The sequence below is a fragment of the Acuticoccus kandeliae genome (assembly GCF_003073115.1).
The window spans coordinates 1,656,522-1,682,833 of the sequence record NZ_QBBV01000001.1 but is presented as its reverse complement, the minus strand read 5'-3'; the positions used below and the strand labels follow the sequence as shown (position 1 = coordinate 1,682,833).

Below are 26,312 nucleotides of genomic sequence, written 5' to 3'. Positions count from 1 at the left end.
GATGCCGGCCGGGCGATGACGCCCGGCGGCGCTGGCGGTCGGCTCAGGCGCCGGTGAAGACCGGGGGGCGCTTCTCCACGAAGGCGCGCACGCCCTCGCGATAATCCTCGCTGTTGTCGGCAAGGTCGGACAGGGCGGCGACGGCCTCGGCTATCTCGGCATGGCGGCCCGCCGCGATCCCGTCGCAGGCGAGCTTCGCGGCGCGCACGGAAATCGGCGCGCTGCGGGACAATTCATCGGCGAGCGCGAGGGCCCGTTCCAGCGGGTCGCCGGAGGAACCCGGAGGCATCGCGAGCCCGGTCTCGATCGCCTGGCCGGCCGCGACCACCGCCCCGGTATAGAGCATGTACTTCGCAAGCCCCGTCCCCACCGCGTCGACGAGGAGCGCGGTGCTGTCGGCCGGATAGACGAGGCCGAGCTTGGCGGGCGGGACCGCGAACGTCGCCCGCGCCCCGGCGATACGGAAGTCGGCGCGCAGCGCGATCGTGCAGCCGCCGCCGAAGCACGGCCCGTCCACCGCCGCGATCACCGGCTTGCCGGTCCCGCTGACCGCCGCATAGCAGCGCATGATGGTGTTCCAATAGCGCAGCCGCGCCGGCGGATCGTCCCGCACCGCCGCGAACGCGCGGATATCGTCGCCCGCGCAGAACGAGCCGTCCGTTCCCGCCAGCACGATGGCACGCACCTCGGGATCGGCGCCCAGCGTCTCGAACGCCGTGCCGAGATCGCGCCAGGCCGCCTCGTCGAGCGCGTTCCGCCGTTCCGGGCGCGCGATCGTCACCTGCGCGCACCGCGGCGAGGGGTGGGAAATGTGGATGTGCGTCATCGTCGAACTGCCGTTCCGGTCCGGCACGCAAGGGCTTGGGCCGAATTATTAATTGCAATGCAATTTTGATAATTGTATATGGAGAGAGCCGTGTCAACTCGCCGGCGACCCGTCGGCCTCGCCGTTTCGACGGCCCCGGCCAATCGCCGATCGCGTATGAATATGCCCCAGACAGAGATGAAACGCGCCGCCGAGCTGGACCTTCCGGGCCTCGACGCGCAGTCCGTCGCCCGCACCATCGCGCGGCACTGGCGCCATCGGGCCGAGACCGATCCGGCGCACGTCTACTGCACCTTCGCCGGGCGCGCGTGGACGATCGACGCGATGGACCGCCACTCGAACCGGATCGCGAACGGCCTCGCCGCGCGCCTCGACGCCGGCCCCGGCACGCGCGTCGCGCTGATGCTGCCGAACGACCCCGACCATGTCGGCGCGATCTTCGGCCTCGCCAAGGCGGGGATGGTGCGCATCCCTGTGAACGTCAATCTGCGCGGACCGGCGCTCGCTTTCCTCTTCGACCGCTTCGCGCCGCGCGCACTGATCGCCGACATCGCCTATCGCGAGGCGCTCGCCCCGGTGCTCGCCGAGCACCCCGAGGTCGACATCGTCTGGCGCGACGGCACCGCCGCCTGCCCCTTCGCCGCGCTCCTCGCCGCCGCGCCCGACAGCGCGCCTGAGGTCGAGGTCGCGCCCGACGACATCATCGCGATCACGCCGAGCTCGGGCACCACGGGCGAGCCGAAGGGCGTCCTCAAGACCGATCTCAGCCTGAGGGCAGGCCCCCTCGGCATCTTCGCTCTGACGGACGCCGACCGCGGCGACGTGCTCCTCCACTGGGAGCCGCTCTATCATGGCGCGGGCGTCGCGGTGTTGATCGCGGCCGCAATGCGCCCGCTGACGCTCGCGATGGTCCCACAGTTCAGCGCGTCCCGCTTCTGGTCCGACGTGCGCGAGAATGGCGTGACGCTGATCCACTATCTGGGCGGCGTGCTGCCGATCGTGCTCTCGCGCCCGCCGAGCCCGGCCGAGCGGGACCACAAGGTGCGCATGGCCTGGGGAGGCGGCTGCTCGCAGGCGGTCGCGGAGGAATTCACCGCCCGCACCGGCGTCCCGATGCGGGAGGGCTACGGCCTTTCCGAGATGACCACCTTCGTGACGGTGAGCGACGGCGCGACGCCGACCGGCTCGTGCGGCCGGCCCCTTCCCTTCTACGAGACGCGCCTCCGCCCCGTTTCCGACGACGCCCCCGAGCCGCCCGATCTCGGCGAGCTCCTCGTGCACCCGCTCCACCCGCTCCTCGCCTTCCGCGGCTATGACGGCCGCCCCAACTCGGTCGAGGAGATGGTGACGGACGGCTGGTTCTCAACGGGCGACCTGATGCGGCGCGACGCGGCCGGGAACCTCACCTATGCGGGCCGCCTGAAGGACAGCGTGCGCCGGCGCGGGGTGAACATCTCCGCCTGGGAGGTGGAGCGCGTCTTCCAGCAGCTCCCCGAGGTGGAGGAGTGCGCGCTCATCGGCGTCGAGAGCGCGTTCGGGGACGACGACCTCAAGATGTTCGTCAAGCCGGCCGAGGGCGTCACCATCGACCCGGCGGCGCTGATCGAGCGCGTCAGCGCGGATCTGCCCTACTTCCAGGTCCCCCGCTACCTCGCCGTGATCGCCGACTTCGACAAGACCCCGACCCAGCGCATCATCAAGGCCGGCCTCTCCCGCGCCACCGACGACTGCTTCGACTACGAGCGCGAGATCGGCCGCCTCGCGAAGGGGTAGGCCGCGCACCGGGCGGGCGGTATCGCCGCTCGCCCGCCGGCGACGCCCGGCCCACCGAAATCATCCTGCGACCCGGTTTTATCTCCGCATTGCACCGCCGCGCGGGACCCATGATATAGTTGCACCATACAACAACCTGGACCCCCACCCCATGACCACTCCCCTCCCGCCCGACGGGGTCGACGCGATCCGGTCCGCCTCGCGGCGGCTCGTGCGTGAGCTTGGTTTCATGGGTGGGCGGTTTGCGGGGACGGACCTGTCCCCGTCCGCCGTCCATGCGCTGATCGAGATCGAGGGGGGTGGGCTTACGGCGCGGGCGCTTGCGGGGCGGCTGCGGCTCGACAAGTCGAGCGTCAGCCGGATGCTGCGAAAGCTCGTCGTCTCGGGCGATGTCGCCGAGAGCGCGGACGCCGGGGACGGACGGATCAAGATGCTGGCGCTGACGGCTGACGGCCGGCGCCGCGTCGCGGCGATCCACGCCTTCGCCCGCGCGCAGGTGACGGGCGCGCTCGACCGCCTGCCGCCCGGTGTCGCCGGCACGGTCCTCGACGGCATCAGCCTCTATGCCGAGGCGCTCGCCGCGGATGGCGGCCCGCCCGACGCCGAGATCGAGATCGTGAACGGCTACCGGACCGGGCTCATCGCGCGGGTGACGGAGATGCATGCGCTTTATTATGCGCGCGCATCGGGGTTCGGCCGGCGCTTCGAGGCGGTCGTCGCCGGGGGGCTCGCGGGGTTCTGCGAGCGGCTCGACCATCCGCGCAACGCGATCTGGAGCGCGTGGCGTGGCGGGGAGATGGTCGGCTCGATCGCGATCGACGGGGAGGATCTCGGCGCCGGGACGGCGCATCTGCGCTGGTTCATCGTCGACGACAGTGCCCGCGGCACGGGGCTCGGGCGACGGCTGCTTGCGACCGCCCTCGCCCTCGCCGACGCAGAAGGCTTCGACGAGACGCACCTTTGGACCTTCGACGGCCTCGCTGCCGCCCGCCACCTCTACGAGGCACACGGCTTCACCTGCGTCGAGGAGCGCCCCGGCGACCAATGGGGCACCGAGGTGCTCGAACAGCGCTTCGTGCGGGCGCGCCTCACCGCGGGCCCGCAATCCGCCGCCTCTCAGCGGCGGACTTAAATCGTTTCAACGCACGCGCCGGGCGGGCGCTATTCAGTCCACGTAGCGGACCGGGGCGTCCACGGCGATCTGGGCCATCGCGGCGGGCTTGGGGCCGCCGGCGGAGATCGCGGCGAACATCGCGTCCTCCTTCTGGCGGACGGCCTCGAGGGCGGCGGCGGTCGATTCCACGAGATAGTCCGGGATCACCACCACGCCGTCCTCGTCGCCGACAATGATGTCGCCGCTCATCACCGGGACGCCGCCCATCGAGACCGGGACGCCGACCTCGCCGGGGCCGTTCTTGAAGGAGGAGTTCGGCGTCACGCCCAGGGCGAAGACCGGGATGCCGATCGAATCGTAGTTGCGCACGTCGCGCGCCATCCCGTCGACCACGATCGCGACGGCGCCCTTGTTGCGCGCCATCCCGAGATATTTCTCCCCGATCACCGAGGCCTGGGTGAAGCCGCCCGAGGCCATCATCAGGACGTCGCCGGGCTCGATGAGGTCGAGCGCGAAATGGGCCGCGAGGTTGTCCCACGGGCGCACGCGGACCGTGAGGGCGCGCCCGGCGAAAGAGACCGCCTTCGTCACCGCCTTGATGCGCGGGTCCATCGCGCCGGAGCGGCCGCGCGCGTCGACGACGAAGCCGGTGCGCGCGCCTACGAACTTCGCGAGCGTCTCGTCGGAGACGCGCGGGCGGGTGCGGCGGACGATGATTTCATTGGCCATGATCGATCCTTCTCGTCTCTCAGGCGGCCTGTTCGCGGGCGCGCAGCGCCTCGGTGGCGGCCCTGTCGATCGTCACCCCGTCCGCGCCGACGATGGCGGCGTAGTGCTCGCGCACATAGGCGGGCGACAGCTTCTCGTTGCGCAGGTCGATCTCGATCTCGTCGAGCGGCCGCTCCAGCGGGGAGCCGTAGCCGCCCCCGCCCCCGGTCCGGTGACGGTAGACGTCGCCGGCCTTGATCTGGGTGGTGATCTTGGAGGGCAGGCCGCCGGGGCTCACCTCCGGATTGATGAAGTTCGCCGACGGCGTCCCCTCCTCGCCGCCGAGGAGGCCCCAGGGGCGGATCGTGTTGCGGTCGGAGCGGACCTGGAGGATCGCCTCGCCGCGCAGGAGCTTGAGGTCGCGCACGATCGAGAGGCCGCCGCGCGAGCGCCCCGCCCCGCCCGTGTCGGGCACATAGCCATATTGCTCGCAGCGCAGCGGATATTGCGCCTCGATGATCTCGATCGGGATGTTGGTGCAGTTCGACGGGACGATCGGCATCGCGTCGCCGTGCGAGCGGTAGCGCGAGCCGCCCCAGGCGCCGAATATCATGTCGCAATGGACGAAGGAGCCCTCGACCGCGTCGTAGCCGCCGATGGAGACGAACGTGTTGCCCCCCTCCGGCGCCGCCATCACGCGGTCCGGCACGGCCTTCGCGAGCGCGCCGAGGACGAGGTCGGTCTGACGGAAGCCGGTGAGGCCGCGCGCCGCGCACGCGCCGGGGTGGCGCACGTTGAAGATGGTGCCCGCCGGGGCGATCACGCGGATCGGCCGGAAGAAGCCGCTATTGTTCGGGAGGTCACCCTTGAAGACGCAGCGCAGCGCCAGATAGGTGTTCGCCTTGGTGAAGGACTCGGTGCCGTTGAGGGCCCCCCGCACCTGCGGCGAGGAGCCGGTATAGTCGGCGATGACCTCGTCGCCCTTGATCGTCAGCGCGACGCGCAGCGTGATGCGGTCCTCACTGATGCCGTCATTGTCGAGGTAGTCCTCGAACTCGTAGGTGCCCTGCGGAAGCTGGCGGATCTCCTCGCGCGTGAGGCGCTCGGTGTAGTCGAGATAGTCCGTCAGCAGCGTCTCGAGGCCGTCCGGCGTGTAGCGCTCGACGAGCTTCAGATATTCGCGCTCGCCATAGTGGCAGGCGGCGAGCGTGGCGCGCAGGTCCCCGAGAACCATGTCCGGCACGCGCACATTGGCGGCGAGGATGTCGAGCACCGCCTGGTTCGGCACGCCCGCGTCATAGAGCTTGATGACGGGAAAGCGGATGCCTTCCTGGTAGATCTCGGTCGAGTCGCTGGCGTTGGAGCCCGGCACGCGCCCGCCGACATCGGTATGGTGGGCGATCGCGCAGGCGAAGGCGATGACCTTCGTCTGGTCCGACGGCAGGAAGACCGGCTTGAAGACGAAGATGTCCTGCAGGTGCATCGCCCCGTCGAAGGGGTTGTTCTGGATGAGGATGTCGCCCGGCTTCAGCCCTTCGGGATAGTGGCGCAGCACCGCGAGCAGCGCGTCCGGGATCGAGCCGAGATGCTGCGGGATGGTGAGCCCCTGGATGAGGAGCTCGCCCGTCGGCCCGCACAGCGCCGTCGAGAAGTCGGCGCCGTCCTTGATGATCGGGGAATGGGCGGTTCTGAGGATGGTGAGCGCCATCTCGTCGGCGACCGACGTCAGCGCGTTCTTCAGAATTTCGATCTGGATGGGGTCGGACATGGGTTTCTGGCTTCTCATGCGTCGAGGACGGCGACGTTGATGATGATGTTGCCGAAGCGGTCGAGCTCGGCCGTGCAGTCCGGCGGGACGATCGCGGTGGAATCGTAGCCCTCGATGATGGCGGGGCCCGCGAGCGGGGCGTCGGTGAGGCCGGAGCGGGTCATCACCGGCGTGTCGCGCCATCCCCACTTGCCGCCGAAATAGGCCATGCGGGTGGTCGGCGGGGCGGCGTGGTCGATCTCGGTCCCGGCGGCGGCGGTGAGCCACTTGTCGGAGGCGGCCGCGGCGCCGCGCGCGACGAGCTTCAGACTCTCCACCTCGAGCTTCTCGCCCGGCGATTCGAAGCCGTAGGTGCGGCTATATTCCTGGAGGTGGCGGGCCGGGAGGCGGGCGATCTCGGCCTCGGTGATCGGCCCTTCCGGCAGGTCGACCGCGAAGCCGAAGCTCTGGCCGACGAAGCGCAGGACGACGCTGCGCTGGAGGCTGTATTCGCCGAGCGGATATTCGGGGTCGGAGGCGCCGATGCGGGCCTGCTCCTCCATGTCGGCGAAGCGGGCGGCGAAGGCCTCCGCGTTCATCGCCTCGAGCGGCTGGCGCACGCTCTTGATGTAGTGGTGCTCGACGTCGGCAAGCAGCAGGCCGAAGGCGCTGAAGATGCCGGGGCACGGCGGCACGATGACCTGCTTGATGCCGAGCTCACGCGCGATGTGCGGCCCGTGGATCGGCCCGTTGCCGCCGAAGGCGCACATGGCGAAGTCGGACGGATCGCGCCCGCGCTCGATGGTGACGGAGCGCAGCGCGCGGATCATCGAGGCGTTGGCGATCGTGTGGACGCCGAGCGCCGCGTCGCCGAGCTCGGCGCCGATCACCGCGCCGACCCGCGCGGCGATCGCCTCGCGCGAGGCGTCGGCATCGATCTTGAGGCTCCCGCCCGCAAGGCCGCCCGGGCTCACATAGCCGAGCGTGACGTTGGCGTCGGTGACGGTTGGCTGGGTGTTGCCGTTGCCGTAGCAGACCGGGCCCGGATAGGAGCCGGCGCTCTCGGGGCCGACCTTGAGGCCGCCCGCCGCGTCGAAGCTGACGAGGCTGCCCCCGCCCGCGCCGACCTCGGCGATGTCGATCGAGGGCACGCGGATGACATAGCCGCCGCCGCGATTGAGCCGCGAGCCGACCGACACGCCGCCGCCGACTTCATATTCGCCGGACTCCTGGAGCCGCCCCTCTTCCAGCAGCGAGGCCTTGGCGGTGGTGCCGCCCATGTCGAAGCAGATGAGGTTCTGGTAGCCGCAGAGGCGCGCGATCTCTCGCGAGGCGATCACCCCCGCCGCGGGGCCGGATTCGATGATGCGCACCGGCATCGCGCCCGCGCCGCGGCTCGAGATCAGGCCGCCATTCGACTGCATGATGAGGAGCGGCGAGACGACGCCCGCGTCGTTGAGGCTCGCGCGCAGATTGGTGAGATAGCGCCGCACGGTCGGCTGCACGTAGGCGTTCACCGCCGCCGTGCTCGTGCGCTCATATTCCTGGATCTCCGGCAGGATCGCCGAGGAGAGCGACACCGGCAGGTCCGGATAGGCCTCGGCGATGATCTTGCCGACCTCGATCTCGTGCGCGGGGTTCGCATAGGAGTTGATGAAGGCGACGGCGATGGATTCGGCGCCCCGCTCCAGGAGGCTCGCGGTGACGGCGAGCACCTCCTCGCGTGCGAGCGGGGTGACGACGGAGCCGTCGGCCGCGATCCGCTCCGTCACCTCGGCGCGCATCTGCCGCTCGATCAGCTCAGCCGGCTTGTTCCAGTCGAGCCGGTAGAGCTGGGGCATGCGCAGGCGACGCAGCTCGAGGATATCGCGGAAGCCGCGCGTCGCGATGAGGCCGCAGCGGGCGCCCTTATATTCGAGGATGGCGTTGGTCGCGACGGTCGTGCCGTGCAGGACCTCCTTCACGATGCTGGCCTCTCCGCCGGTCTCGCCGAGCGCGTCCCGGAGCCCCTCCACGATCCCGCGCGAATAGTCGTCTGTCGTCGAGGCGACCTTGCGGCGGACGATCGTGCCGTCTTCGGCGAGGAGCACGAGGTCGGTGAAGGTCCCGCCAATGTCGGCGCCGACGCGACATGGTGAGGCGAGGATGTCCATTGATAACTCCATGAAGCTTGTCCGCGAGGCGCTCAGAAGCCGAGCGCTCTCGGGAGGAACAGGACGATGCCGGGGAAGAGGACCAGGATCACGACGCTGAGGAGGAGCGGCACCAGCCAGGGCAGGAAGCCGATCACGACGTCCGCGTAGCGCGCGCCGGCGATGCGCTGCATCGCGAAGAGCCCCACCCCGAAGGGCGGCGTGAACATCCCGATCGAAACCGTGATGATGAGGACGACGCCGACCTGCAGCGGGTCGACGCCTGCCGCCAGAAGCGGCGGCAGGATGATGGGCGGCAGCAGGAGGAGGAGAACCGTCACCTCCATGAAGCACCCGAGGACGAGCGCGAGCGCCACCACCAGGAGAAGGAGCACCGTCGCATCGCCCGAGACGCTCACCATGAAGGCGGCGATGTCCTGCGGCACGCGCTCGACGGTGAGGATCCAGCCGAACACGATGCCGACCGCCACCACGAGGAGGAGCGAGGCGACCTCGCGCGAGGATTCCACGAGGCACGGCCAGATCTCGCCGATGCGCAGCGCGCGATAGACGACGAGGCCGAGGAAGAGCGAATAGAGCACGGCGACGGCCGCGGCCTCGGTCGGGCTGAAGATGCCAGCCGTCATGCCGCCGATGAGGAGCGCGGGCGTCACCATCGCGGGAAGGGCCGAGAGGAAGTCGCGCCAGACCTGCCGCAGCGGGCGCAGTTCGTGCCGCGGGAAGTTGCCGCGGATCGCGCAGATCGACACGAACAGCATCATCATGAGGCCGAGAAAGAGGCCGGGCACGATCGAGGCGAGGAAGAGGCCCGCGACCGAGACCTTCGCGTTGATGGCGTAGACGATCGCCGCGATGCTCGGCGGGATCACCGGGCCGAGGCTCGACGAGGCGAGCGTCACCCCCATCGAGAAGGGGAGCGGGTAGCCGGCCTCGCGCATCGCCTTCACCTCGATGCGGCCGAGCGAGCCGAGATCGGCGAGCGCCGAGCCGGACATCCCGGCGAAGATCAGGCTGCACATCACGTTGACGTGGCCGAGCCCGCCCGGAATCGCGGCGACGAGGCTGTTGCAGAAGCGGAAGATGCGCTCCGTCACGCCGCTGCGGTTCATCAGGTTGCCGGCGAGCACGAAGAGCGGGATCGCGAGCAGCGAGAAGATGTCGATCGAATAGAAGAAGCGGGCGGCGACGGTGGCGAGGCTGTAATTGTTCGTCAGGAAGTAGATCGCGCAGCCTGATCCGATGGCGATGAAGACCGGGACGCGGATCAGCAGGAAGATCAGGATAACAAGGCAGATGAGATAGACGCTCATGCGTCGCCCCGCGACGCGGAGGGGGTGCGGCCACGCCACGCCGTCACGATGAGGGCCACGAGGTCCCGCACATAGACGAGGGCATGGAGCGCGCACGCCACCGCCACGATGGTGAAGATGTTGGAGACCTGGATTTGCAGCGCCGGCAGGCGGATGCCGCCCATCGAGCCGGTGACCTGGTAGCCGCTATAGGCGAGGATCCCGAGGAAGGCCGCGCCGAGCGCATAGTGGATGAAATCGAGGACGAGCTGCGCGCGCGGCGGGAGGAGGTCGTAGGTGAACTCCACCGCCATGTGCTCGCGCAGATGCGGCAGCGCGATGCCGCCGCAATAAGCGAGGAGGATGAGGAGCACGCGGCTCAACTCCTCCGTCGCGATGATCGGCGTGCCGAGGAAATAGCGGTAGAAGATGGCCACGGCCGTGACGGCGACGATGGCGGCGAGGATGAGCCCCGCCGCGATGCGGCTCGCCGCCGCGATGAGATTGACCACGACCATCATGAACCCCCTCCCCTGTGGGCGATCGATCAGTCGGCGAGCGCCTGGACGCGGTCCATCAGGCCTTCGGGCCAGTTGGCCGAGATCTTCGGCAGCGCCTTCTCACGCACGCGGGTGCGGAACGCCTCTACATCGAGCCCGTCTTCCGGACCGACGATCGTCATGCCGCTCGCCTCGAGCGCCGCCAGCATCTCCTCCTGCTGCTTGCCCGCGACCTCGTTGCCATAGATGCCGGCTTCCTTGCCGGCCTCGATGAGGATCGCCTGCTGTTCGGGCGTGAGACGCGAGAAGGCCCCCTCGTTCATCATGACGGTGACGACGCCGAAGATGTGGCTGGTCATCATGAGGTGGGACTGCACCTCGTTGAAGCGCGCGGTGTAGATCGAGGCCGGCGGGTTCTCCTGCCCGTCGATCACGCCGGACATCAGGCCCTGATAGACCTCGGTGAAGTCCATCGGGGTCGGCGTGCCGCCCATCGCCTCGATGGTGGCGATGAAGGTCGGCAGCGTGACGGCGCGGATCTTCATGCCCGCGAGGTCTTCCGGCTTCAGGATCGGCTTGTTGGCGGTGAGCTGGCGCGAGCCGAACGTCTCCATCGACAGGAGCCGCACGCCGGCCTTCTCGGCGAGCTCGGCGGCGATCTCCTGGCCGATCTCACCCGTCCACACCTTCTCGAAATGGTCGACGCCGGTGAACATGTACGGCGCGTCGAAGATCGAGACGGAGGGGACGAGGTCGACGGCGACGGTCGCCGGGAGGGAGCCCGCGATGTCGATGGTGCCGATCTTCACGCCGGCCCACAGGTCGTTGAGGCCGCCGAGCTGGGCGGACGGGTAGACCTCGACCTTGACCTCGCCATTGGTGCGCTCGTCCACGAGCTCGGCGAATTTCAGCGCCGAGAGGTGGAGCGAGTGGTCGGGCCCGTTCTGGTGCCCGAAGCGCAGGACGGTCTGAGCGTCCGCCTGCGTGGTGACTGCGAGGCCGACGATCAAAGCGCCGGCGAGAGAAGCTGAGATGCGCACGGGATTATTCCCCCAGTTGTTGGAGTGACGGAGTGGGTTCACGGCCGTCGGGCAGGTAACGGCCTTCGATGTCCCTCGCCTCGCGAAGGCCGACGATCTCATCGCGCGCGCCGAAGGCGACCATGGCATCGAAGCCGACGGTCGTCCCGGTCGCGTCGAGATGCGCGAGGATGGATTGCATGGCGTGGATGGCGGCGAGTTGGAGGTCCGCCGGCAGGGTCAGGATCTTGAAGCCCATCGCGGCGAGATCGGCGGCGGGCGGCGTGTCGCCGAGCCCCTTGTTGAGGCTGACGAGCTTGGGCGCGGCGACGCGGCGGGCGACCGCCTCCATCTCCGAGAGCGTCTTCATGTGCTCGACATAGATGACATCGGCCCCGGCGTCCGCGTAGCGGTTCGCCCGGTCGATCGCCTCGTCGAGGCCGAGAAGCGGCGCGACGTCGGTGCGCGCGATGACGACGAAATCGCCGTCCGGACGGCTGTCGAGCGCGGCGCGGATGCGGCCGGTCATCTCGGCGGCGGAAAGGATGTTGTCGGCGTCGTTGCGGAAGCGGCGCGGGACTTCGCGATCCTCGAGGTGGATCGCGGCGGCGCCGGCCTCGGCCATCGCGGGCACCGCCCGGCGGATCATCGCGACGCCGCCATGACCGGCGTCGAGGTCGGCGATGAGGGGGCGCGTCGTGACGGCGGCGATGGAGGCGACACGGTCGACCACCTCGGCGATGGTGGTGGCACCATTGTCGGGCCGGCCGAAGCTGCGGGCGATGCCGCCGCCGGTGAGGTAGATCGCGGGAAAGCCGGCGCGCTCGACAAGCCGGGCCGACAGGCCGTCATACGCGCCGGGGGCGACGAGCAGACCGTCCCTGTCCAGAAGCTGACGCATTTGCTTGCATCTGCCCAGCATAAATGCCCTTTTTCTAGCCGAACTTTAACGTTACAAACTGCGTCGGCATTTGTCACTTTAACGATACAATCCATGCAGGTTCCTGTTGTGAAGTCAATTCCCCTTCCCTCGTTATTCGACAGGGACAATCGGTGGTGGAGCTTTACCCTTTGAGCCCAAGTAAAGTTGGCCGCTCCGGCAGCCTTGTCCTCGTTCTCATCGCCGGGCTGTTCTGGAGCCTCGGCGGCGTGCTCGTCCGCCTCATCGAGGGCGCGTCGGGCTGGCAGATCATCTTCTACCGCTCGCTGACGCAGACCGTCGTCCTCCTCATCGCCATGCAGATGCTCGGCGGGGGCGGCTCGCTCGCGTCGCGCATCGTCGGGATCGGACGCTATGGGAGCGCGGCGAGCCTCTTCCTCGCCGCGGCCTTCATCGCGTTCGTGTTCTCCATCATCAACACCAACGTCGCGAACACGCTCCTCATCCTCGCCGCGGTGCCCTTCATCGCGGCCTTCCTCGCCTTCCTCGTGCTGCGCGAATCCCCGTCCCGTGCAACCTTCCTCGGTGCGATCGCGGCGGCGTGCGGCATCGCCATCATGGTCGGCGCAGACTTCTCCGGCCCCTTCCTGCGTGGCAACCTCATCGCCATCGTCGGGGCATGCTGCTTTGCGAGCTACATCGTGTGCATGCGCGGGGGGCGGTCGGGCGACATGCTGCCCGCGAACGCGGTGGCGGGCATCCTCTCGGCCATCGTCGCCGGGTTCATGCTCGACGATTTCGCGATCTCCGCGCACGACCTCGCCATGTGCATCGCGCTCGGAATCTTCCAGACCGGTCTCGGTCTCGTCGCCTTTACGCTTGGGTCGAAAGAGTTGAAAGCGTCGGAGCTCGCGTTGCTGTCTCTGATCCATGTGATACTTGGGCCGATTTGGGTCCTCCTCCTCGTCGGCGAAGTGCCCACCATTCATGTTCTCATCGGAGGAGGCGTGGTCCTGTCCGCGATCGTCGTCCCGGCTGTGCTGGATCTGAGGCGCGTGCGCGCATGACCCGGCCCCCGCCAAAATCCGGCAAGAAGGCGCCGCGCGCGCCCGCCCCGCGTCCCACCATGCGCAAGGTCGCGATCGCGGCCGGCGTCTCGGTGATGTCGGTCTCCAATGTCGTGAACGGCCGCTTCGACCTCCTGCGGCCCGACACGCGCCAGCGGATCGAGGAGGCGATCGCCAAGGTCGGCTACCGCCCTCATGCCGGGGCGCGGAACCTGCGCCGCTCGCGGGCGATGACGGTCGGCCTTCTCATCATCGACCAGTCGGGCACCTTCCTCGGCGAGCCGTTCATCGCGCAGATCGCGGGCGGCCTCAGCGCCACGCTCGGCGACTACAATTACGGGATGCTCCTCCAGGCCTCCCCGACGCTCGATGTCGAGGATTCGCTCGTCTTCGAGCACGGCCGCACCGATGCGGTCTGCGTCTTCCTCGAAGGGTCGGACGGCTACCGCGCCAAGCTGATCGAGCGTCTCTCCAAGCTCGACCAGCCGATCATCGCCTTCCAGGAGGTGGGCCTGCGCAACGACCTGCCCAATGTCTGCGTGATCCGACAGCACGATCTCGTAGGCGGCCAGCTCATTGCGCAGCATGTTCGCGACCTCGGCGCGAAGCGCTTCGCCGTCCTCACGCCCGGCATCATGCGGCCCGGCGCCTCGCAGCGCCTCATCGGGATCCGCGAGGGGCTCGGCCGCGATTCGGGGGAGAAGACGTGCGCGATCATCCCCTGCGGCGACATGAGCTTCGCCTCCACGCAAGCCGCCCTCCTCGCCTTCCTCGCCGACAATCCGTGCCCCGACGCGTTCCTGTCGCTCAACGACCACATGGGCATCGCGACGGTGAAGCTGATGAAGGCGCAAGGGCTGCGCGTGCCGCAGGACGTGATGGTGACGGGCTTCAACAACATGGAGTTCCGCCAGTATGCGGACCCGCTGCTGACGACCATCACCTCCCACGCCTACGAGATGGGCGCGGTCGCCGCGAAGGCGATCCTCTACCGGCTGGAGCATGGCCGGTTCGAGGAGACGGAGATCGTCCTGCCCGTCGACCTCGTCGTCGGCGGCTCCACCGTGACGGACTGACGGGGCTCAGGCCCCCTTCAGCTTCGCGCGGACCGCCTCGCACGCCTCCACCCAGGCCGCATCGATCTCGTGCGCTTGAAGGCGCTGGAGGCCGGCCTCGGTGATCCCGCCGGGGGTCGTGAGGGCGGCGAGGAGGGCGTCGACGGGCGCGGTCTCGCCCTCGATGTTGCGGCCGGCGGCGACGAGCGTCGCGGCGGCGAGGCGGCGGGCGGTCGCGGGATCGAGCCCGGCCGCGGCCTGCCAGTCGATCCAGCCGGCAGCGATCGCCTGGAGCCAGCCATAGGCGGCGGCGCTCACCGTCGCGACCTCGAACTCCGCCTCCGCCGCGAGGGGGATGACCGGGCCGACATGGGCGAGGAGCGCGTGGGCGTCCGGGTGGTCGGGATAGAGGACGGTGGGGCTCGCGCCGAACGCCGCCGCCGTCAGCGGCATCACGCGGCAGATCCCGGCCGGGGCCGCCGCCTCGGCGAGCGCGTCGATCGCCACCCCGGCGCAGGTCGAGATCAGAAGCTGCCCCTCCCCCCAGGGAAGGCCGGAGACCGCCGCGACCGCATCCTTGGGACGGACCGCGAGGATGATCGTCCCGCACTCCTCGACGAGGGCCGCATTGTCGGCCGCCAGCGGGAGACCGAGCGTGCGCGACAGGGCCGGGCCGTGGCCGCGCGGGGCGAGGACGAGCCGGTCCGCCGCGATCCCGCCGCGCAGGAAGCCGCGCACCAGCGCCTCGGCGAGATGGCCGACGCCGAGGATGCCGATCCGCCCGTCCGCGTCGTGCGGGCCGGTCATGCCGGCGCCCTCCCCGCGCGCGCCCTTGCCGCGAGCGCGCCGATGAGGTCCTCGACGCTCGCGCAGGGCGTGATCCCGAGCTGGCGGATCTCGTTGTCGACCGCCACCGGCAGCGGCGAGTGCGTGTCGTCCATGATCTCGTTGAGCCGCCCACCGATGAAGACCGGCGGCGCGACGCCCCGGCGCGAAAGTTCGCCCTTGAGGGCGCGGGCGAAGCTCAGCGCGACGCCGTTATAGGTGGAGATCGCGATCGCGGCGTCGCCCCCCGCCGCCACCGCGAAGTCGGCGAGCGCGTCGGGATCGACGGAGACGCCCGCGTCGATCGCCTCGATCCCAAGGCGGGCGAGGACGATCCCGAGGAGGCGCTTGCCGTAGAAATGGACGTCGGTCGTCGCGATCACCACGCGCCCGCCCGCCTCGGCGAGGAGGCGACGGTCCTCATCCGCCACCCCCGCGACGATGTCCGACGCGAGCGCGTCGATCTCCGAGACGAAGGGGCTCGTCACCGGCGCGCCCGCCGACGGGCCGCCGAAGCGCGCTTCGAGGGCGAGCGGGCCGATCCGGCGCAGCGCCAGCATCACCGCCGCCGGGTCGCCGAGATCGTAACCGAGATCGTCGAGCCCCTCGCGGACGCGGTCGTGGAAGGCGCGGCCGGTCGCGAGCATGTCCGCCGCCATCGCCTCCACCCGGCCGGTGTCGATCAGGGGGCGGAGCGCCGCCGCCCGCTCCACTACGCGGCGCGCGGCGAGATGGGCCTCCACGATCTCCTCCACCGCCGGGATGCGCTGCGCCTCGGTGACGGGAATCGGCGTCAGCGCGTGCCCCGTCGGGCGCAGCATCAGGGAGAGCGCGTCGACGGTCATGTAGCTCGCGAGCGCGCCCCAGTTTGCGGCGGGGACTGCCCCGTAAAGAGTGGTGTTGCCGTAGATCATGGAGCCCGGCGTCGGATTGATCTCGGAAAGGGCGAAGTGGAAGGCCATCCGCTTCACCGGGTCGGTGAAGGTGTGGCCGTAGCAGTGGGCGAGCGGCGTGCCGACGAGCTCCTCCACCAGCCAGCGCTCGATCATCGCGAAGCCGATCGTGGTGCCCATGTTCTCGAACCAGGCGGCGTACCCGTCGTCGAGATTGGAGTGGACGAGGATCGGCACGCTCTGCCCGGCGATGAGGCCGAGCGCCTCCACCGTCGCCCGCGTGGTGGCGACATCGTCGGCCCAGTGCGGCAGGCGGAAGGTGAAATATTGGGCCATGTTGCCGATCGCCGTCGCCCCGGCCTGCAACGCGGCGGCCGTGTTCTCCAACGCGGCCGGCATCCCGAGCACGAAGTCGCCGAAATGGGGCGCGACCGGCGCCATCCCCGTCAGGCGGCGGAAATCGGCCGCATCGTCCATGATGAGGCCGGTGCCGCGCGGCCGGCCGGCGCGGTCGGCGGCCGGATAGCCCATGCTCCAGTCGAGGCAGATGCCGTAGCGGTCGGGCGCGGCGCCGTGCTCGGCGAGGCGGTCGTGGATCTCGGCCCAGGCGCGGGCGCTGATGTCGAGGCCGCGATAGCCGATCTGGGCGTGGAAGGTGACGCGCCCCGCCGCGCGCGCCGCCTCCTTGAGGTCGCGCTCGCACGCGACGCCCGCCGCGCTCAGCCATGGCGATGGGCCGAGGCGCACGGTCTCGGCGCAGCGCCGGCCGGCCGCGAGCCACGCGCGCCCGTCGATCGCCTCCGGCAGGACCGTGCGGCGCACCATGTCCGTCCCCTCGATCACCCGCATCGGCCCTCTCCATCGCGCCCCGCGCCTGCCATCCCTATGGATCGCGCGGGGCCCCTTCAATCCCGGCTCGCCACTCGCGCGCCCGCGCCGCGACATCATCGCGTGCGCCGCGCCCCCGCCGGCGGCACGCAAGCGCTTGCGCTCCGGGACGCGGTCTCCATGATTGGACCGCCGGCTCCGCGCCGGCGCCTCACCCGGAACGGACCAGCTTGTCCCTCAACCCGAAACAGATCGCGGCCTTCGTCCACGTGGCAGAGCTCCAGAGCTTCCGCCGCGCAGCCGAACGGCTCAACACGACGCAGCCGAACATCTCGAGCCGCGTCGCCGCGCTGGAGGAGCGGCTCGGCGTCACGCTGATGGAGCGGGACGCGGGCTCGGTGCGGCTCACCGCGCGGGGCGAGGCACTGCTGCCCCACGCCCGACGCGTCCTCGCCGCGATGCAGGATTTCCTCGCCGCCGTCGGCGACAACGCGCTCTTCGAGGGGACGATCCGCCTCGGCGTCACCGACATGATCGTCCACACCTGGCTCGCCGCCTACCTGACGGCGCTGAAGACGCGCTACCCGAACGTCATCGTGGAGCTGACGGTGGACCTTTCGGCGAAGCTCACCACGATGCTGCGCAGCCGCTCGATCGACCTTGCGATCCAGACCGGCCCGTTCGACACGGCGACCTCCGGCGAGGTGGATCTCGGCCGCTATCCGATGGTGTGGACGGCGGCCCCCGGCCTCGGCCTGCCCGCCGGGAGCCTCACCGCCGCCGACATCGCAGCGCACCCGATCCTCACCCATGCGCGCGGCACGAAGCCCTTCCAGGAGATCGCCGCCCACTTCCACGGCGCGGGCGTCCACGCGCGGATCATGCCGTCGATGAACATGAGCCCCTGCCTGCAGATGACGAAGGACGGGCTCGGCATCGCCTGCATGCCCCAGGCGATGGTCGCGGGCGAGATCGAAGCCGGCCACCTCGTCGCGCTCGACTATGGCTGGGCGCCCGAGGCGCTCACCTTCGCGGCCCGCTACAATTCCGACACCACCGAGCCGACCGTCGCCGAGGCCGCACGCATCGCCTTGTCGTTATCGCAACAGTGCATCGAGGATAACGAAAACCCATCATGAGGATGGAATTTCCCAATTCGCCCGGTTGGCCGGCCGGCATTAAACAGGCAATTTCCGAGGGTTGGAGCGCGATTCATGGCGTTGGCTGCGAATAGACTGGGCGTCGATATCGGGGGCACCTTCACGGACGTCGTCCTGGAGACGCCGTCGGGCACCCATTCGACGAAGGTGCTGACGACGTACGCCGCGCCCGAAGACGCCATCGTCGAGGGCCTGCACCAGGTCTGCGCCAAGGCCGGCCTCGCCCCCTCCGCCATCGGCCAGATCATCCACGGCACGACGCTCGCGACCAACGCGCTGATTGAGCGGCGCGGCGCGAAGACGGCGCTCGTCACGACCAAGGGCTTCCGCGACGTCATCGAGATGCGGACCGAGAGCCGTTTCGAGCAGTACGATCTCGACCTGACGCTCCCCGCCCCGCTCCTGCCGCGCAACCGCCGCTATGTCGTCGACGAGCGCGTCGACGCGACCGGCGCGGTGCTCGCCCCGCTCGACATGGACGAGGTTGAGGCGCTCGCAGAAACGCTGAGGGCGGGCGCCTATGAGAGCGTCGCGATCGGCCTCCTCCACGCCTACGTCAACGACGCGCACGAGAAGGCGATCGCGGCGGTGCTGCGCCGGGCGCTGCCGGGCGTCTCGCTGTCGCTGTCGAGCGAGGTCTCGCCGCAGATGCGCGAGTATGAGCGCTTCAACACGACGATCGCGAACGCCTACATCAAGCCGCTGATGGCGAGCTATCTCGGCCGCCTGCGCGCCCGCTTCGCGGCCGAGGGCGTCGCATGCCCGGTCTTCCTGATGCATTCGGGCGGCGGCATCATCTCGCTGGAGACGGCCGCGGAATTCCCGGTCCGCCTCGTGGAGTCGGGCCCGGCCGGGGGCGCGGTGTTCGCCGCGAACATCGCCGCGCGCCACGGGCTCGACAAGGTCCTCTCCTTCGACATGGGCGGGACGACGGCCAAGATCTGCCTCATCCGCAACCAGACGCCGAAGACCGCCCGCGTCTTCGAGGTCGCCCGCTCCTACCGCTTCAAGAAGGGGTCGGGGATGCCGATCTCGATCCCCGTCATCGACATGGTCGAGATCGGGGCGGGCGGCGGCTCGCTCGCCCATGTGGACGTGATGCGCCAGATCCGCGTCGGGCCGGAGAGCGCGGGGTCGGAGCCGGGACCGGCCTGCTATGGGCGCGGGGGCACGCGCCCGGCCGTCACCGACGCCGACCTCGTCCTCGGCAAGCTCGACCCCGACAATTTCGCCGGCGGCTCCATCGCCCTCCATCCCGACCGGTCCGAGGCCGCGCTCGCCGACGTGCTCGGCGGCCCCCTCGACATGGACACGATGGAGGCCGCCTACGGCCTCGCCGAGGTGGTGGACGAGAACATGGCGAACGCCGCCCGCGTCCACGCGGTGGAGAATGGCGAGGACCTCTCCCAGTACACGATGATCGCCTTCGGCGGCGCCGCCCCGCTCCACGCGGCGCGACTGTGCGAGAAGCTCGGTATCGACCGCTGCCTCGTCCCGATCGGGGCGGGCGTCGGCTCGGCGATCGGGTTCCTGCGCGCCCCCTTCGCCTTCGAGGCGAACCGCACGATGCTGACGCGCCTCTCCCGCTTCGACGCGGCAGCCGTCGCCGCCCTCTTCGCCGAGATGGGCGCCGAGGCCACCGCCTTCGTCCGCTCGTGCGACGCGGACGCGCCGATCCTTGCCGAGCACAAGGTCTATATGCGCTATCGCGGCCAGGGCTGGGAGATCCCGGTCCCCCTTTCGCCGCAGGACGCGAAGGCCCCGGACGCGGCCCACATCCTCGCCCTCTTCGAGCGCGAATATGAGACGATCTTCGGCCGCTCCGTCGAGGGGCTTGAGGCCGAGATCACCGTCTTCTCCGTCAACGCGGCGACCCCGTCCCAGACCGTGAAGCCGAGCCGCGCGGTGAGCGCGAGCCGCCCGGCCGAACCCGCCGGCACCCGCGCCCTCTTCGACGCGGCGCGCGGGGCCGTCGGCGAAGCGGCGGTCTGCGCGCGCGACGCCTTTGCCCCCGGCACCTTCGTCGACGGGCCCGCCCTCGTCACCGAGAACGAAACCACCGTCGTCGTCCCCGGCAGCCGGCGCGCCGTCGCCCTCGCGGACGGGTCGATCGACATCGTCACCAAGGAGGCCTGAGATGAACGGACCCAAGGTTTCCAACAAGGTGTCGAAGGTCGCCAATCAGGTGATCTGGAACCGCCTCATCTCGGTCGTCGAGGAGCAGGCGCAGGCGCTGGTGCGCACCGCCTTCTCGCCCTCCGTGCGCGAGGCGGGGGACCTGTCGGCCGGCATCTACAACGTCCACGGCGACATGCTCGCCCAGGCCGTCACCGGCACGCCCGGCCACGTCAACGCGATGGCCGACGCCGTCGCCCACTTCATCCGCCGCATCGGCCGCCAGGCGATGTTCGAGGGTGACGTCTACATCACCAACGACCCGTGGGAAGGCACCGGCCACCTCCACGACATCACCGTCGTCACGCCCTCCTTCTATCAAGGCCGCCTCGTCGGCTTCTTCGCCTGCACAGCGCACGTCGTCGATATCGGCGGGCGCGGCTTCGGCGCGGACGCGAACTCGGTCTACGAGGAAGGGCTCTACCTCCCGATCATGAAGTTCGCCGAGCGGGGCGAGGTCGACCGGACGCTTCTCAAGATCATTCGCGGCAATGTGCGCGAGCCGGACCAGCTCGTCGGCGACATCTACGCGCTCGCCACCTGCAACGAGATCGGCCACCGCCGCCTCGTCGACACGCTGAAGGAGTTCGCGCTCGAGGATCTGGAGGACATCTCGGCCTTCATCCTGGAGAACTCCCGCCGCGCGACCCTGGAGCGGATCGCGGCGCTGCCGCACGGGAGCGCCACCGGCCGGATGCAGATCGACGGCTATGACCGGCCGATCGACATCGTGGTGAAGGTGAGCTTCGAGGGCGACCGCATCACGTGCGACTTCACCGGCACGTCGGGTGTCGACAAGAAGGGCATCAACGTCCCCCTCGTCTACACCAAGGCCTATTCCTGCTACGCGCTGAAGTGCGTGATCGCGCCCGAAATCCCGAACAACGCGGCCTCCCTCGCCCCGTTCGAGATCTCGGCCCCGGAGAACACGATCGTCAACGCCAAGCACCCGGCCCCGGTCGCGTTGCGCCACATCATCGGCCACATGATCCCCGACGCGATCTTTGGCGCGCTCGACCAGCTCCTGCCGCAGACGGTGCCGGCGGAGGGCGCGGGGTGCCTGTGCAACTTCCAGATCTCGCTGCGCCCGCGCACCGACGCCCCCGCCCCGCCCGACGCGATCCGCGCCGAGGTGCTGACCTTCAATTCGGGCGGCTCCGGCGCGCGCATGGCGCAGGACGGGATGAGCGCCACCGCCTTCCCCTCCGGCGTGATGACCATGCCGGTGGAGGCGACCGAGCAGGCCGGCCCGGTGATCATCTGGCGCAAGGAGCTGCGGCCGGATTCGGGCGGCGCCGGCGCCTTCCGCGGCGGCCTCGGCCAGTACATGGAGGTCGGCGCGCGCGAGGGGCAGGAGTTCGACATCTCGGCGATGCTCGACCGGCTCGACCATCCCGCGCGCGGACGGCGCGGCGGCGGCAACGGCGCGCCCACCACCATCGGCCTCGATGACGGCACGCCGCTGCGCGGCAAGGGCAAGCAATTCGTCCCGCACGGTCGCCGCGTCGAGATGGCCTTCCCCGGCGGCGGCGGCTCGGGCGACCCGAAGGCGCGCGATCCGGCGCTCGTGCGGCGCGACCTCGCGCTCGGCTACATCTCCGCCGAGACCGCGCGCGACACCTACGGCATGGCCGACTCCGAGATCGCGACGATCCAGGACGCGGCGGCGCGCGGAGACATCTTCTGATGGCCCGCCCCGGCTTTTCCGACCGGCCGAGCCGGTCAAGCTACGATGTCGTCATCGTCGGCGGCGCGATGCAGGGCTCGGCGACGGCTTGGTTCCTCACCGAGAACCCGGACTTCACCGGCTCCGTCCTCGTGGTGGAGCGCGACCCGACCTACGAGAAGGCGGCGACGAGCCTCTCCAACAGCTGCATCCGCCAGCAATATTCCGACGCCATCAACGTGCGCTGCTCGCAGTTCGGCGCGGAGGTGGTGAAGAATTTCCGCGCGATGATGGGCGGGAGCGACCTCTTCCCGGAGCTCTCGATCCACTGCTTCGGCTACCTTTACCTCGCCGCGACCGAGACCTTCGCCGACGCGCTGCGCGCCAACCACCGCATCCAGGTCGAGGCCGGCGCGCACACCCGCCTCATGACGGCGGACGAGATCAAGGCCGCCTACCCCTTCTACCGGGTCGACGACATCGTCCTCGGCAGCCACAACACCGTCGACGAGGGCTATTTTGACGGCACCGCGGTGTTCGACGGGTTCCGCCGCTCGGCGATCAGGCGCGGTGTCGAATATGTCGGCGACGAGGTGGTCGCGATCGGCCTCAACGCGGCCGGTGACCGAGTCGAGACGGTGACACTGCGCTCCGGCGCGGTCGTCGCCTGCGGGCAGGTGGTGAACGCCTCCGGCACCCGCGCGGCGAAGACGGCCGCGATGGTCGGCGTCGCGGTCCCGGTGGAGCCGCGCAAGCGTTATAGCTGGGTCTTCACCGCAGAGCGGCCGCTCGACCGCGCGCTCCCCCTCACCATCGACCCGACCGGCATTCACATGCGCCAGGAGGCGGGCGAGGCCTATCTCGCCGGCTGCACCCCGGTCGTCGACCCCGCCGTCGACCCCGACGATTTCACGATGGATCCGGACGTGTGGGAGGATCGCGTGTGGCCGATCCTCGCCGACCGCATCCCCCAGTTCGAATCGATCCGCGTCGTCTCCGAATGGGCCGGCCACTACGAGTATAACGCGTTCGACCACAACGCGATCGTCGGCCCGCACACGCGGATCGCGAACTTCCACTTCCAGTGCGGCTTCTCCGGCCACGGCCTCCAGCACGGGCCGGCGATGGGGCGGGGCATGGCCGAGATGCTCACCTATGGCGAGTTCCGCGCGCTCGACCTCTCCTGCTTCAGTTTCGGGCGGATCGCGCGCGGCGAGCCGTTCATCGAGAACGCGGTGATATGAGCGACCGCACCGTCCAACCCGTCCCGGAGATCGCATGAAACTCGTCCTCACCGGCGCCGCCGGCCGCCTCGGCTCCTACCTGCGCGAGCCGCTCGCCAAGCTCGCCGACACGCTCGTCTCCTCCGACATCGTGGAGGACATCGGCACGCTCTATCCGGGCGAGACCTATGTGCGCGCCGACCTCGCCGACGCCGACGCGATCCACGCCCTCGTGGAGGGGGCGGACATGGTGGTCCATTTCGGCGCGATCGGCGATGAGCGCCCGTTCGAGACGATCCTCGGCCCCAACATCATCGGCTGCTACAACATCTGGGAGGCCGCCTACCGGCACGGCGTGCGCCGCGTCGTCTATGCGAGCTCGATCCACGCCGTCGGCATGTATCCGAAGAACGAGCGGATCGGCATCGACGTGCCGCACCGGCCGGACACCTTCTATGGCCTCGCCAAGTGCTTCGCGGAGGACCTTGCCCGCCTCTATTGGGAGAAACGGCAGGTGGAGGCGGTGTGCATGCGGATCCTCTCCTGCGCGAAGGTCACGAACGCGCGCGCGCTCGGCTCCTGGCTCTCCTATGACGACCTCGTCCTCCTCGTGACGCGCGCGATCGACACCCCCGTCACCGGCTTCTCGATCGTCTACGGCGTGTCGAACAACGACCGCGCCCCGGTGGACAACACGGCCGCCCATTTCCTCGGCTTCCAGCCGAAGGACAATGCGGAGGTGTTCGCGGCCGAGATCCTCGCCGCCGCCCCGCCCGCCGACCCGACCGATGCCGGTCAGTTCTGCCAGGGCGGCCCGTTCGCCTCGGTCCCGCTCGGCGAGAGCGGGACGGCGACGATGGGCATCGTCGACGACCGCAAGCGCTGACCGCAGGCGCCCGTCCCGCCGCGCCGGGCGCGTGGTGGATGGCTGGGTTGCCTTGCGGCATCCTACAAGCGGGACGCCAACTTCGCTAAGTGTGACCTTGCGCGCCTTCCCGGCGCGCGAGCGAGACCCGGAGGCGAGGATGGCGGACAGGACGAAGACCGGCCGATCCGGCCCCGGCGCGCAGACGCGGCGCGCCGCGATGCGCTGCGCCGTCCGCCGCGCGGACCGTCCCGCGTGAACGCCATCGATCATCCCGCCGACGCCGCCCGCGCCCGCGCCGTTGCAACGCCGATCCCGTCGGCCGGCGCCATCGTCTTCGCGAGTTCCATCGCGATGGCAGTCGCGATGGGCATCGGCCGCTTCGCCTTCACACCGATCATGCCGATGATGATCGGCGAAGGCGCGCTCGACCTCGATTTCGCGGGCACCCTCGCGGCCATCAATTATGGCGGCTATCTCCTCGGCGCGCTCCTGTGCATGGCGCTGCCGGCGGTGTGGTCGAGCGTGACGCTCGTGCGCTGCGGCCTCATCGCGACCGTGCTCCTCACCCTCGCCATGATGATCCCGAGCCAGACGGCGTGGATCGTGCTGCGCTTCGTCATCGGGATCTTCAGCGCCATCACCTTCGTGCACACGGCGCGCTGGTGCCTCACCCTCGTCGCCGAGCAGGGGAAGGCCGCGCTCGGCGCGATGATGTTCGTGGGCGTCGGCGTCGGCATCGCCCTCCTCGGCGTCGCGACGTGGGTGATGATCGGCCTCGGCCTCACCTCCCGCGACGGGTGGCTCTGCTTCGCGATCATGGGGGCGGGGCTCGTCGCCATGATCTGGCGCACCCTGCGCGGCGCGCCGGCGATGGAACCCGTCGTCCCGCGGGCGGCAACCGGCCCGGCCCCCGCGCGCGACAATGCCGGCGAGATGACCCTCTTCGCCTTCGCCTACGGCCTTGCCGGGTTCGGCTACATCATCACCGCGACCTTCCTGCCGGTGATCGCCCGCGCCTCGCTGCCGCCGACCCTGTGGGTCGACCTCTTCTGGCCGATCCTCGGCATCTGCGCCGCGATCGGCTCGATCCTCTCGACGCGGGTCCACATGGTGTCGGACCCGCGCACCGCGCTGACGGCGTGCTACTTCATCCAGGCGGCGGGCATCGGGCTGACGGTCCTGGTGCCGACGGTGCCGGGCTTCATCATCGGCAGCGCCCTCACCGGCCTTCCCTTCCTCGGTATCAACTATTTCGCGATGCAGGAGGTGCGGCGCCTCCGCCCCCACCAGGCGGCCCGCTATATGGGTCTCCTCACCGCCCTCTTCGGGATCGGGCAGATCGTCGGGCCGCCCCTCGTCACGGTGATCCAGCGCTTCAGCGCCACCGAGCGGGCCGGGTTCGACCAGTCGCTGGAGATCGCGGCGGGCGCCCTCGTCCTCGGCGGGATCCTCTACATCCTCATGGAATGGGTGTGGCCGGGCCGTCCCGCCCGTCGCCGCTGAAGACGGGGACGCGTTCGACACCCCCGGCGGGCGCGTGACTCCACCGCTCGCCGATTTGCCCGACCGGGCTTCCTGCGACCACCTCATGGGCCGGCACGCCGCACTCCCCCGCGACGGCGTGCGTCACGGGATCGGCCCGCTCGGCATCATGCATCCGCCGCTCGCCGATCGGCCGTGCGGGGTTGCCTGCGACCACGGTGTGAGCCGCGACGTCGCGCACGACGACGGCCCGCGCGCCGACCACTGCCATCGGCCCCACCCGCACGCCCGGGCCGAGATAGGCGTCGGCGCAGATCCAGGCCCCGCTCCCGACCGTGACGGGCGCCTTCACCAGCGGGAAGGTGGGATCACGATGGTCGTGCGTGCCGCCGCAAAGGTGCGCGCCCTGGCTGATCGTCGCCGTCGGCCCGATGCGGATGGGGCCGAGCGCGTAGAGCATCACGTTCGCCCCGACCGTCGCCTCCGCGCCGATCTCGACATGCCAGGGGATCATCACCCGCACCGACGGGAGGATCCGCACCCCCGGCCCGATGCGCGCGCCGAAGAGGCGCAGAAGACCACGGCGGAAGCCCCACATGAGACGCGGCGAGAGGCGGAAGAGCGGGACGGCGAGCGCCCACAGGACCCGCCCCGCGAGCGCCCGGCGGGACCACTTCACCGCCCGCCTGTTGGCCGCGACGTCCATCACGAGCGGCGGCCGGGCCGCCCCCGAGACCACGAGATGCACCGGATCTCCCTCGACCGTCGACATCGCCATAACCGACCCCTCCGCTGGATCGGAAACCTAACATCAACCTTTAATTGCGTCTATAACCTTTAATTGCAATCGGCGGACCACGCCCCCTGTCCTCTCGGACAATCGACCGCGCCCCCAACCGCGCCTATCTCTACACGGCCGGCGGATCGTGGGATTGCGCTGACGGCGGCAACGCCCGATCTTTCGGCAAACCCGCGCCGCAAGGCACCCATCCTCGCCCATCGACTTGCCGACGCCTTCGCGACCCCTGTCCCGGCGCCCCGCCGCGCCCGCGCCCGCCACG

Annotated in this window: 21 protein-coding genes; 10 read left to right on the top strand and 11 right to left on the bottom strand. The window is 69.9% G+C overall.

Translation table 11 applies throughout. The annotated features are described in order from the left end of the window. Nucleotides 1–43 precede the first annotated feature (43 nt). Nucleotides 44–826 (bottom strand): enoyl-CoA hydratase/isomerase family protein, encoded by a 783-nt coding sequence (locus tag DBV35_RS07700; RefSeq protein ID WP_108659587.1) that lies wholly within the window; start codon nt 824–826, stop codon nt 44–46. 177 nt (nt 827–1,003) lie between these two features. Between DBV35_RS07700 and DBV35_RS07695 the strand changes: the two genes are divergently transcribed. Both DBV35_RS07695 and DBV35_RS07690 read left to right on the top strand, forming a co-directional pair. Next, nucleotides 1,004–2,599, top strand: coding sequence for an AMP-binding protein (locus DBV35_RS07695; protein WP_108660613.1), 1,596 nt, complete (start codon nt 1,004–1,006; stop codon nt 2,597–2,599). Between the two features lie 151 nt (nt 2,600–2,750). Further along, nucleotides 2,751–3,731, top strand: coding sequence for a bifunctional helix-turn-helix transcriptional regulator/GNAT family N-acetyltransferase (locus DBV35_RS07690; RefSeq protein WP_108659586.1), 981 nt, complete (start codon nt 2,751–2,753; stop codon nt 3,729–3,731). 33 nt (nt 3,732–3,764) lie between these two features. On the opposite strand, the gene DBV35_RS07685 is transcribed toward DBV35_RS07690, so the two are convergent. The 7 genes from DBV35_RS07685 to DBV35_RS07655 are packed head-to-tail and all read right to left on the bottom strand — an operon-like array spanning nt 3,765 to nt 12,030. Next, nucleotides 3,765–4,442 carry an RraA family protein gene (locus DBV35_RS07685; RefSeq protein ID WP_108659585.1) on the bottom strand — a complete coding sequence of 226 codons (678 nt, stop codon included), beginning with the start codon at nt 4,440–4,442 and terminating at the stop codon, nt 3,765–3,767. A 19-nt stretch (nt 4,443–4,461) separates the two neighbouring features. After that, nucleotides 4,462–6,189, bottom strand: a complete 1,728-nt coding sequence (locus tag DBV35_RS07680; RefSeq protein ID WP_108659584.1) for a hydantoinase B/oxoprolinase family protein — start codon at nt 6,187–6,189, stop codon at nt 4,462–4,464. A 14-nt stretch (nt 6,190–6,203) separates the two neighbouring features. Beyond that, nucleotides 6,204–8,321, bottom strand: a complete 2,118-nt coding sequence (locus tag DBV35_RS07675; RefSeq protein ID WP_170134888.1) for a hydantoinase/oxoprolinase family protein — start codon at nt 8,319–8,321, stop codon at nt 6,204–6,206. 32 nt (nt 8,322–8,353) lie between these two features. Next, the gene (locus DBV35_RS07670) at nt 8,354–9,631 is read right to left on the bottom strand and encodes a TRAP transporter large permease (protein WP_108659582.1); all 1,278 of its coding nucleotides are present in this window, start codon (nt 9,629–9,631) and stop codon (nt 8,354–8,356) included. Further along, nucleotides 9,628–10,131, bottom strand: coding sequence for a TRAP transporter small permease (locus DBV35_RS07665; protein ID WP_108659581.1), 504 nt, complete (start codon nt 10,129–10,131; stop codon nt 9,628–9,630). Before DBV35_RS07665 ends, DBV35_RS07670 begins: the two co-directional genes overlap by 4 nt. 26 nt (nt 10,132–10,157) lie before the next feature. After that, a complete protein-coding gene (locus DBV35_RS07660) occupies nt 10,158–11,150 on the bottom strand; it encodes a TRAP transporter substrate-binding protein (protein ID WP_157961625.1) in 993 nt (330 codons plus the stop codon). A 4-nt stretch (nt 11,151–11,154) separates the two neighbouring features. Beyond that, nucleotides 11,155–12,030 (bottom strand): isocitrate lyase/PEP mutase family protein, encoded by an 876-nt coding sequence (locus DBV35_RS07655; RefSeq protein WP_157961624.1) that lies wholly within the window; start codon nt 12,028–12,030, stop codon nt 11,155–11,157. Nucleotides 12,031–12,200: 170 nt separating this feature from the next. Here DBV35_RS07655 and DBV35_RS07650 point away from each other — a divergent pair, with 170 nt between their 5' ends. Together DBV35_RS07650 and DBV35_RS07645 are read left to right on the top strand one after the other, a co-directional pair. Then, a complete protein-coding gene (locus DBV35_RS07650; RefSeq protein ID WP_157961623.1) occupies nt 12,201–13,076 on the top strand; it encodes a DMT family transporter in 876 nt (291 codons plus the stop codon). Next, nucleotides 13,073–14,152 carry a LacI family DNA-binding transcriptional regulator gene (locus DBV35_RS07645; protein ID WP_108659577.1) on the top strand — a complete coding sequence of 360 codons (1,080 nt, stop codon included), beginning with the start codon at nt 13,073–13,075 and terminating at the stop codon, nt 14,150–14,152. The genes DBV35_RS07650 and DBV35_RS07645 overlap by 4 nt, the downstream gene beginning before the upstream one ends. Before the next feature lie 6 nt (nt 14,153–14,158). Here DBV35_RS07645 and DBV35_RS07640 read toward each other — a convergent pair whose 3' ends face one another. Then, the gene (locus DBV35_RS07640) at nt 14,159–14,938 is read right to left on the bottom strand and encodes a pyrroline-5-carboxylate reductase family protein (RefSeq protein WP_108659576.1); all 780 of its coding nucleotides are present in this window, start codon (nt 14,936–14,938) and stop codon (nt 14,159–14,161) included. After that, nucleotides 14,935–16,698, bottom strand: a complete 1,764-nt coding sequence (locus tag DBV35_RS07635; protein WP_108659575.1) for a methionine synthase family protein — start codon at nt 16,696–16,698, stop codon at nt 14,935–14,937. The genes DBV35_RS07640 and DBV35_RS07635 overlap by 4 nt, the downstream gene beginning before the upstream one ends. A 209-nt stretch (nt 16,699–16,907) precedes the next feature. Here DBV35_RS07635 and DBV35_RS07630 point away from each other — a divergent pair, with 209 nt between their 5' ends. From DBV35_RS07630 to DBV35_RS07605, 6 genes are all read left to right on the top strand, one after another. Beyond that, complete coding sequence (locus DBV35_RS07630) at nt 16,908–17,816, top strand: LysR family transcriptional regulator (RefSeq protein WP_108659574.1); 909 nt, start codon at nt 16,908–16,910, stop codon at nt 17,814–17,816. A gap of 75 nt (nt 17,817–17,891) precedes the next feature. Beyond that, nucleotides 17,892–19,973, top strand: a complete 2,082-nt coding sequence (locus tag DBV35_RS07625; protein ID WP_108659573.1) for a hydantoinase/oxoprolinase family protein — start codon at nt 17,892–17,894, stop codon at nt 19,971–19,973. A 1-nt stretch (nt 19,974) separates the two neighbouring features. Continuing rightward, a complete protein-coding gene (locus tag DBV35_RS07620; RefSeq protein ID WP_205648501.1) occupies nt 19,975–21,699 on the top strand; it encodes a hydantoinase B/oxoprolinase family protein in 1,725 nt (574 codons plus the stop codon). Then, nucleotides 21,699–22,922 carry an NAD(P)/FAD-dependent oxidoreductase gene (locus DBV35_RS07615; RefSeq protein ID WP_108659572.1) on the top strand — a complete coding sequence of 408 codons (1,224 nt, stop codon included), beginning with the start codon at nt 21,699–21,701 and terminating at the stop codon, nt 22,920–22,922. Before DBV35_RS07620 ends, DBV35_RS07615 begins: the two co-directional genes overlap by 1 nt. A gap of 34 nt (nt 22,923–22,956) precedes the next feature. Beyond that, nucleotides 22,957–23,787 carry an NAD-dependent epimerase/dehydratase family protein gene (locus DBV35_RS07610; protein WP_108659571.1) on the top strand — a complete coding sequence of 277 codons (831 nt, stop codon included), beginning with the start codon at nt 22,957–22,959 and terminating at the stop codon, nt 23,785–23,787. 234 nt (nt 23,788–24,021) lie between these two features. Then, a complete protein-coding gene (locus tag DBV35_RS07605; protein WP_108659570.1) occupies nt 24,022–25,272 on the top strand; it encodes a YbfB/YjiJ family MFS transporter in 1,251 nt (416 codons plus the stop codon). On the opposite strand, the gene DBV35_RS07600 is transcribed toward DBV35_RS07605, so the two are convergent. Then, entirely contained in the window at nt 25,229–26,029 is an 801-nt protein-coding gene (locus DBV35_RS07600; protein WP_211099939.1) for an LbetaH domain-containing protein, read from the bottom strand. The genes DBV35_RS07605 and DBV35_RS07600 overlap by 44 nt on opposite strands. Between the last annotated feature and the right edge of the window lie 283 nt (nt 26,030–26,312).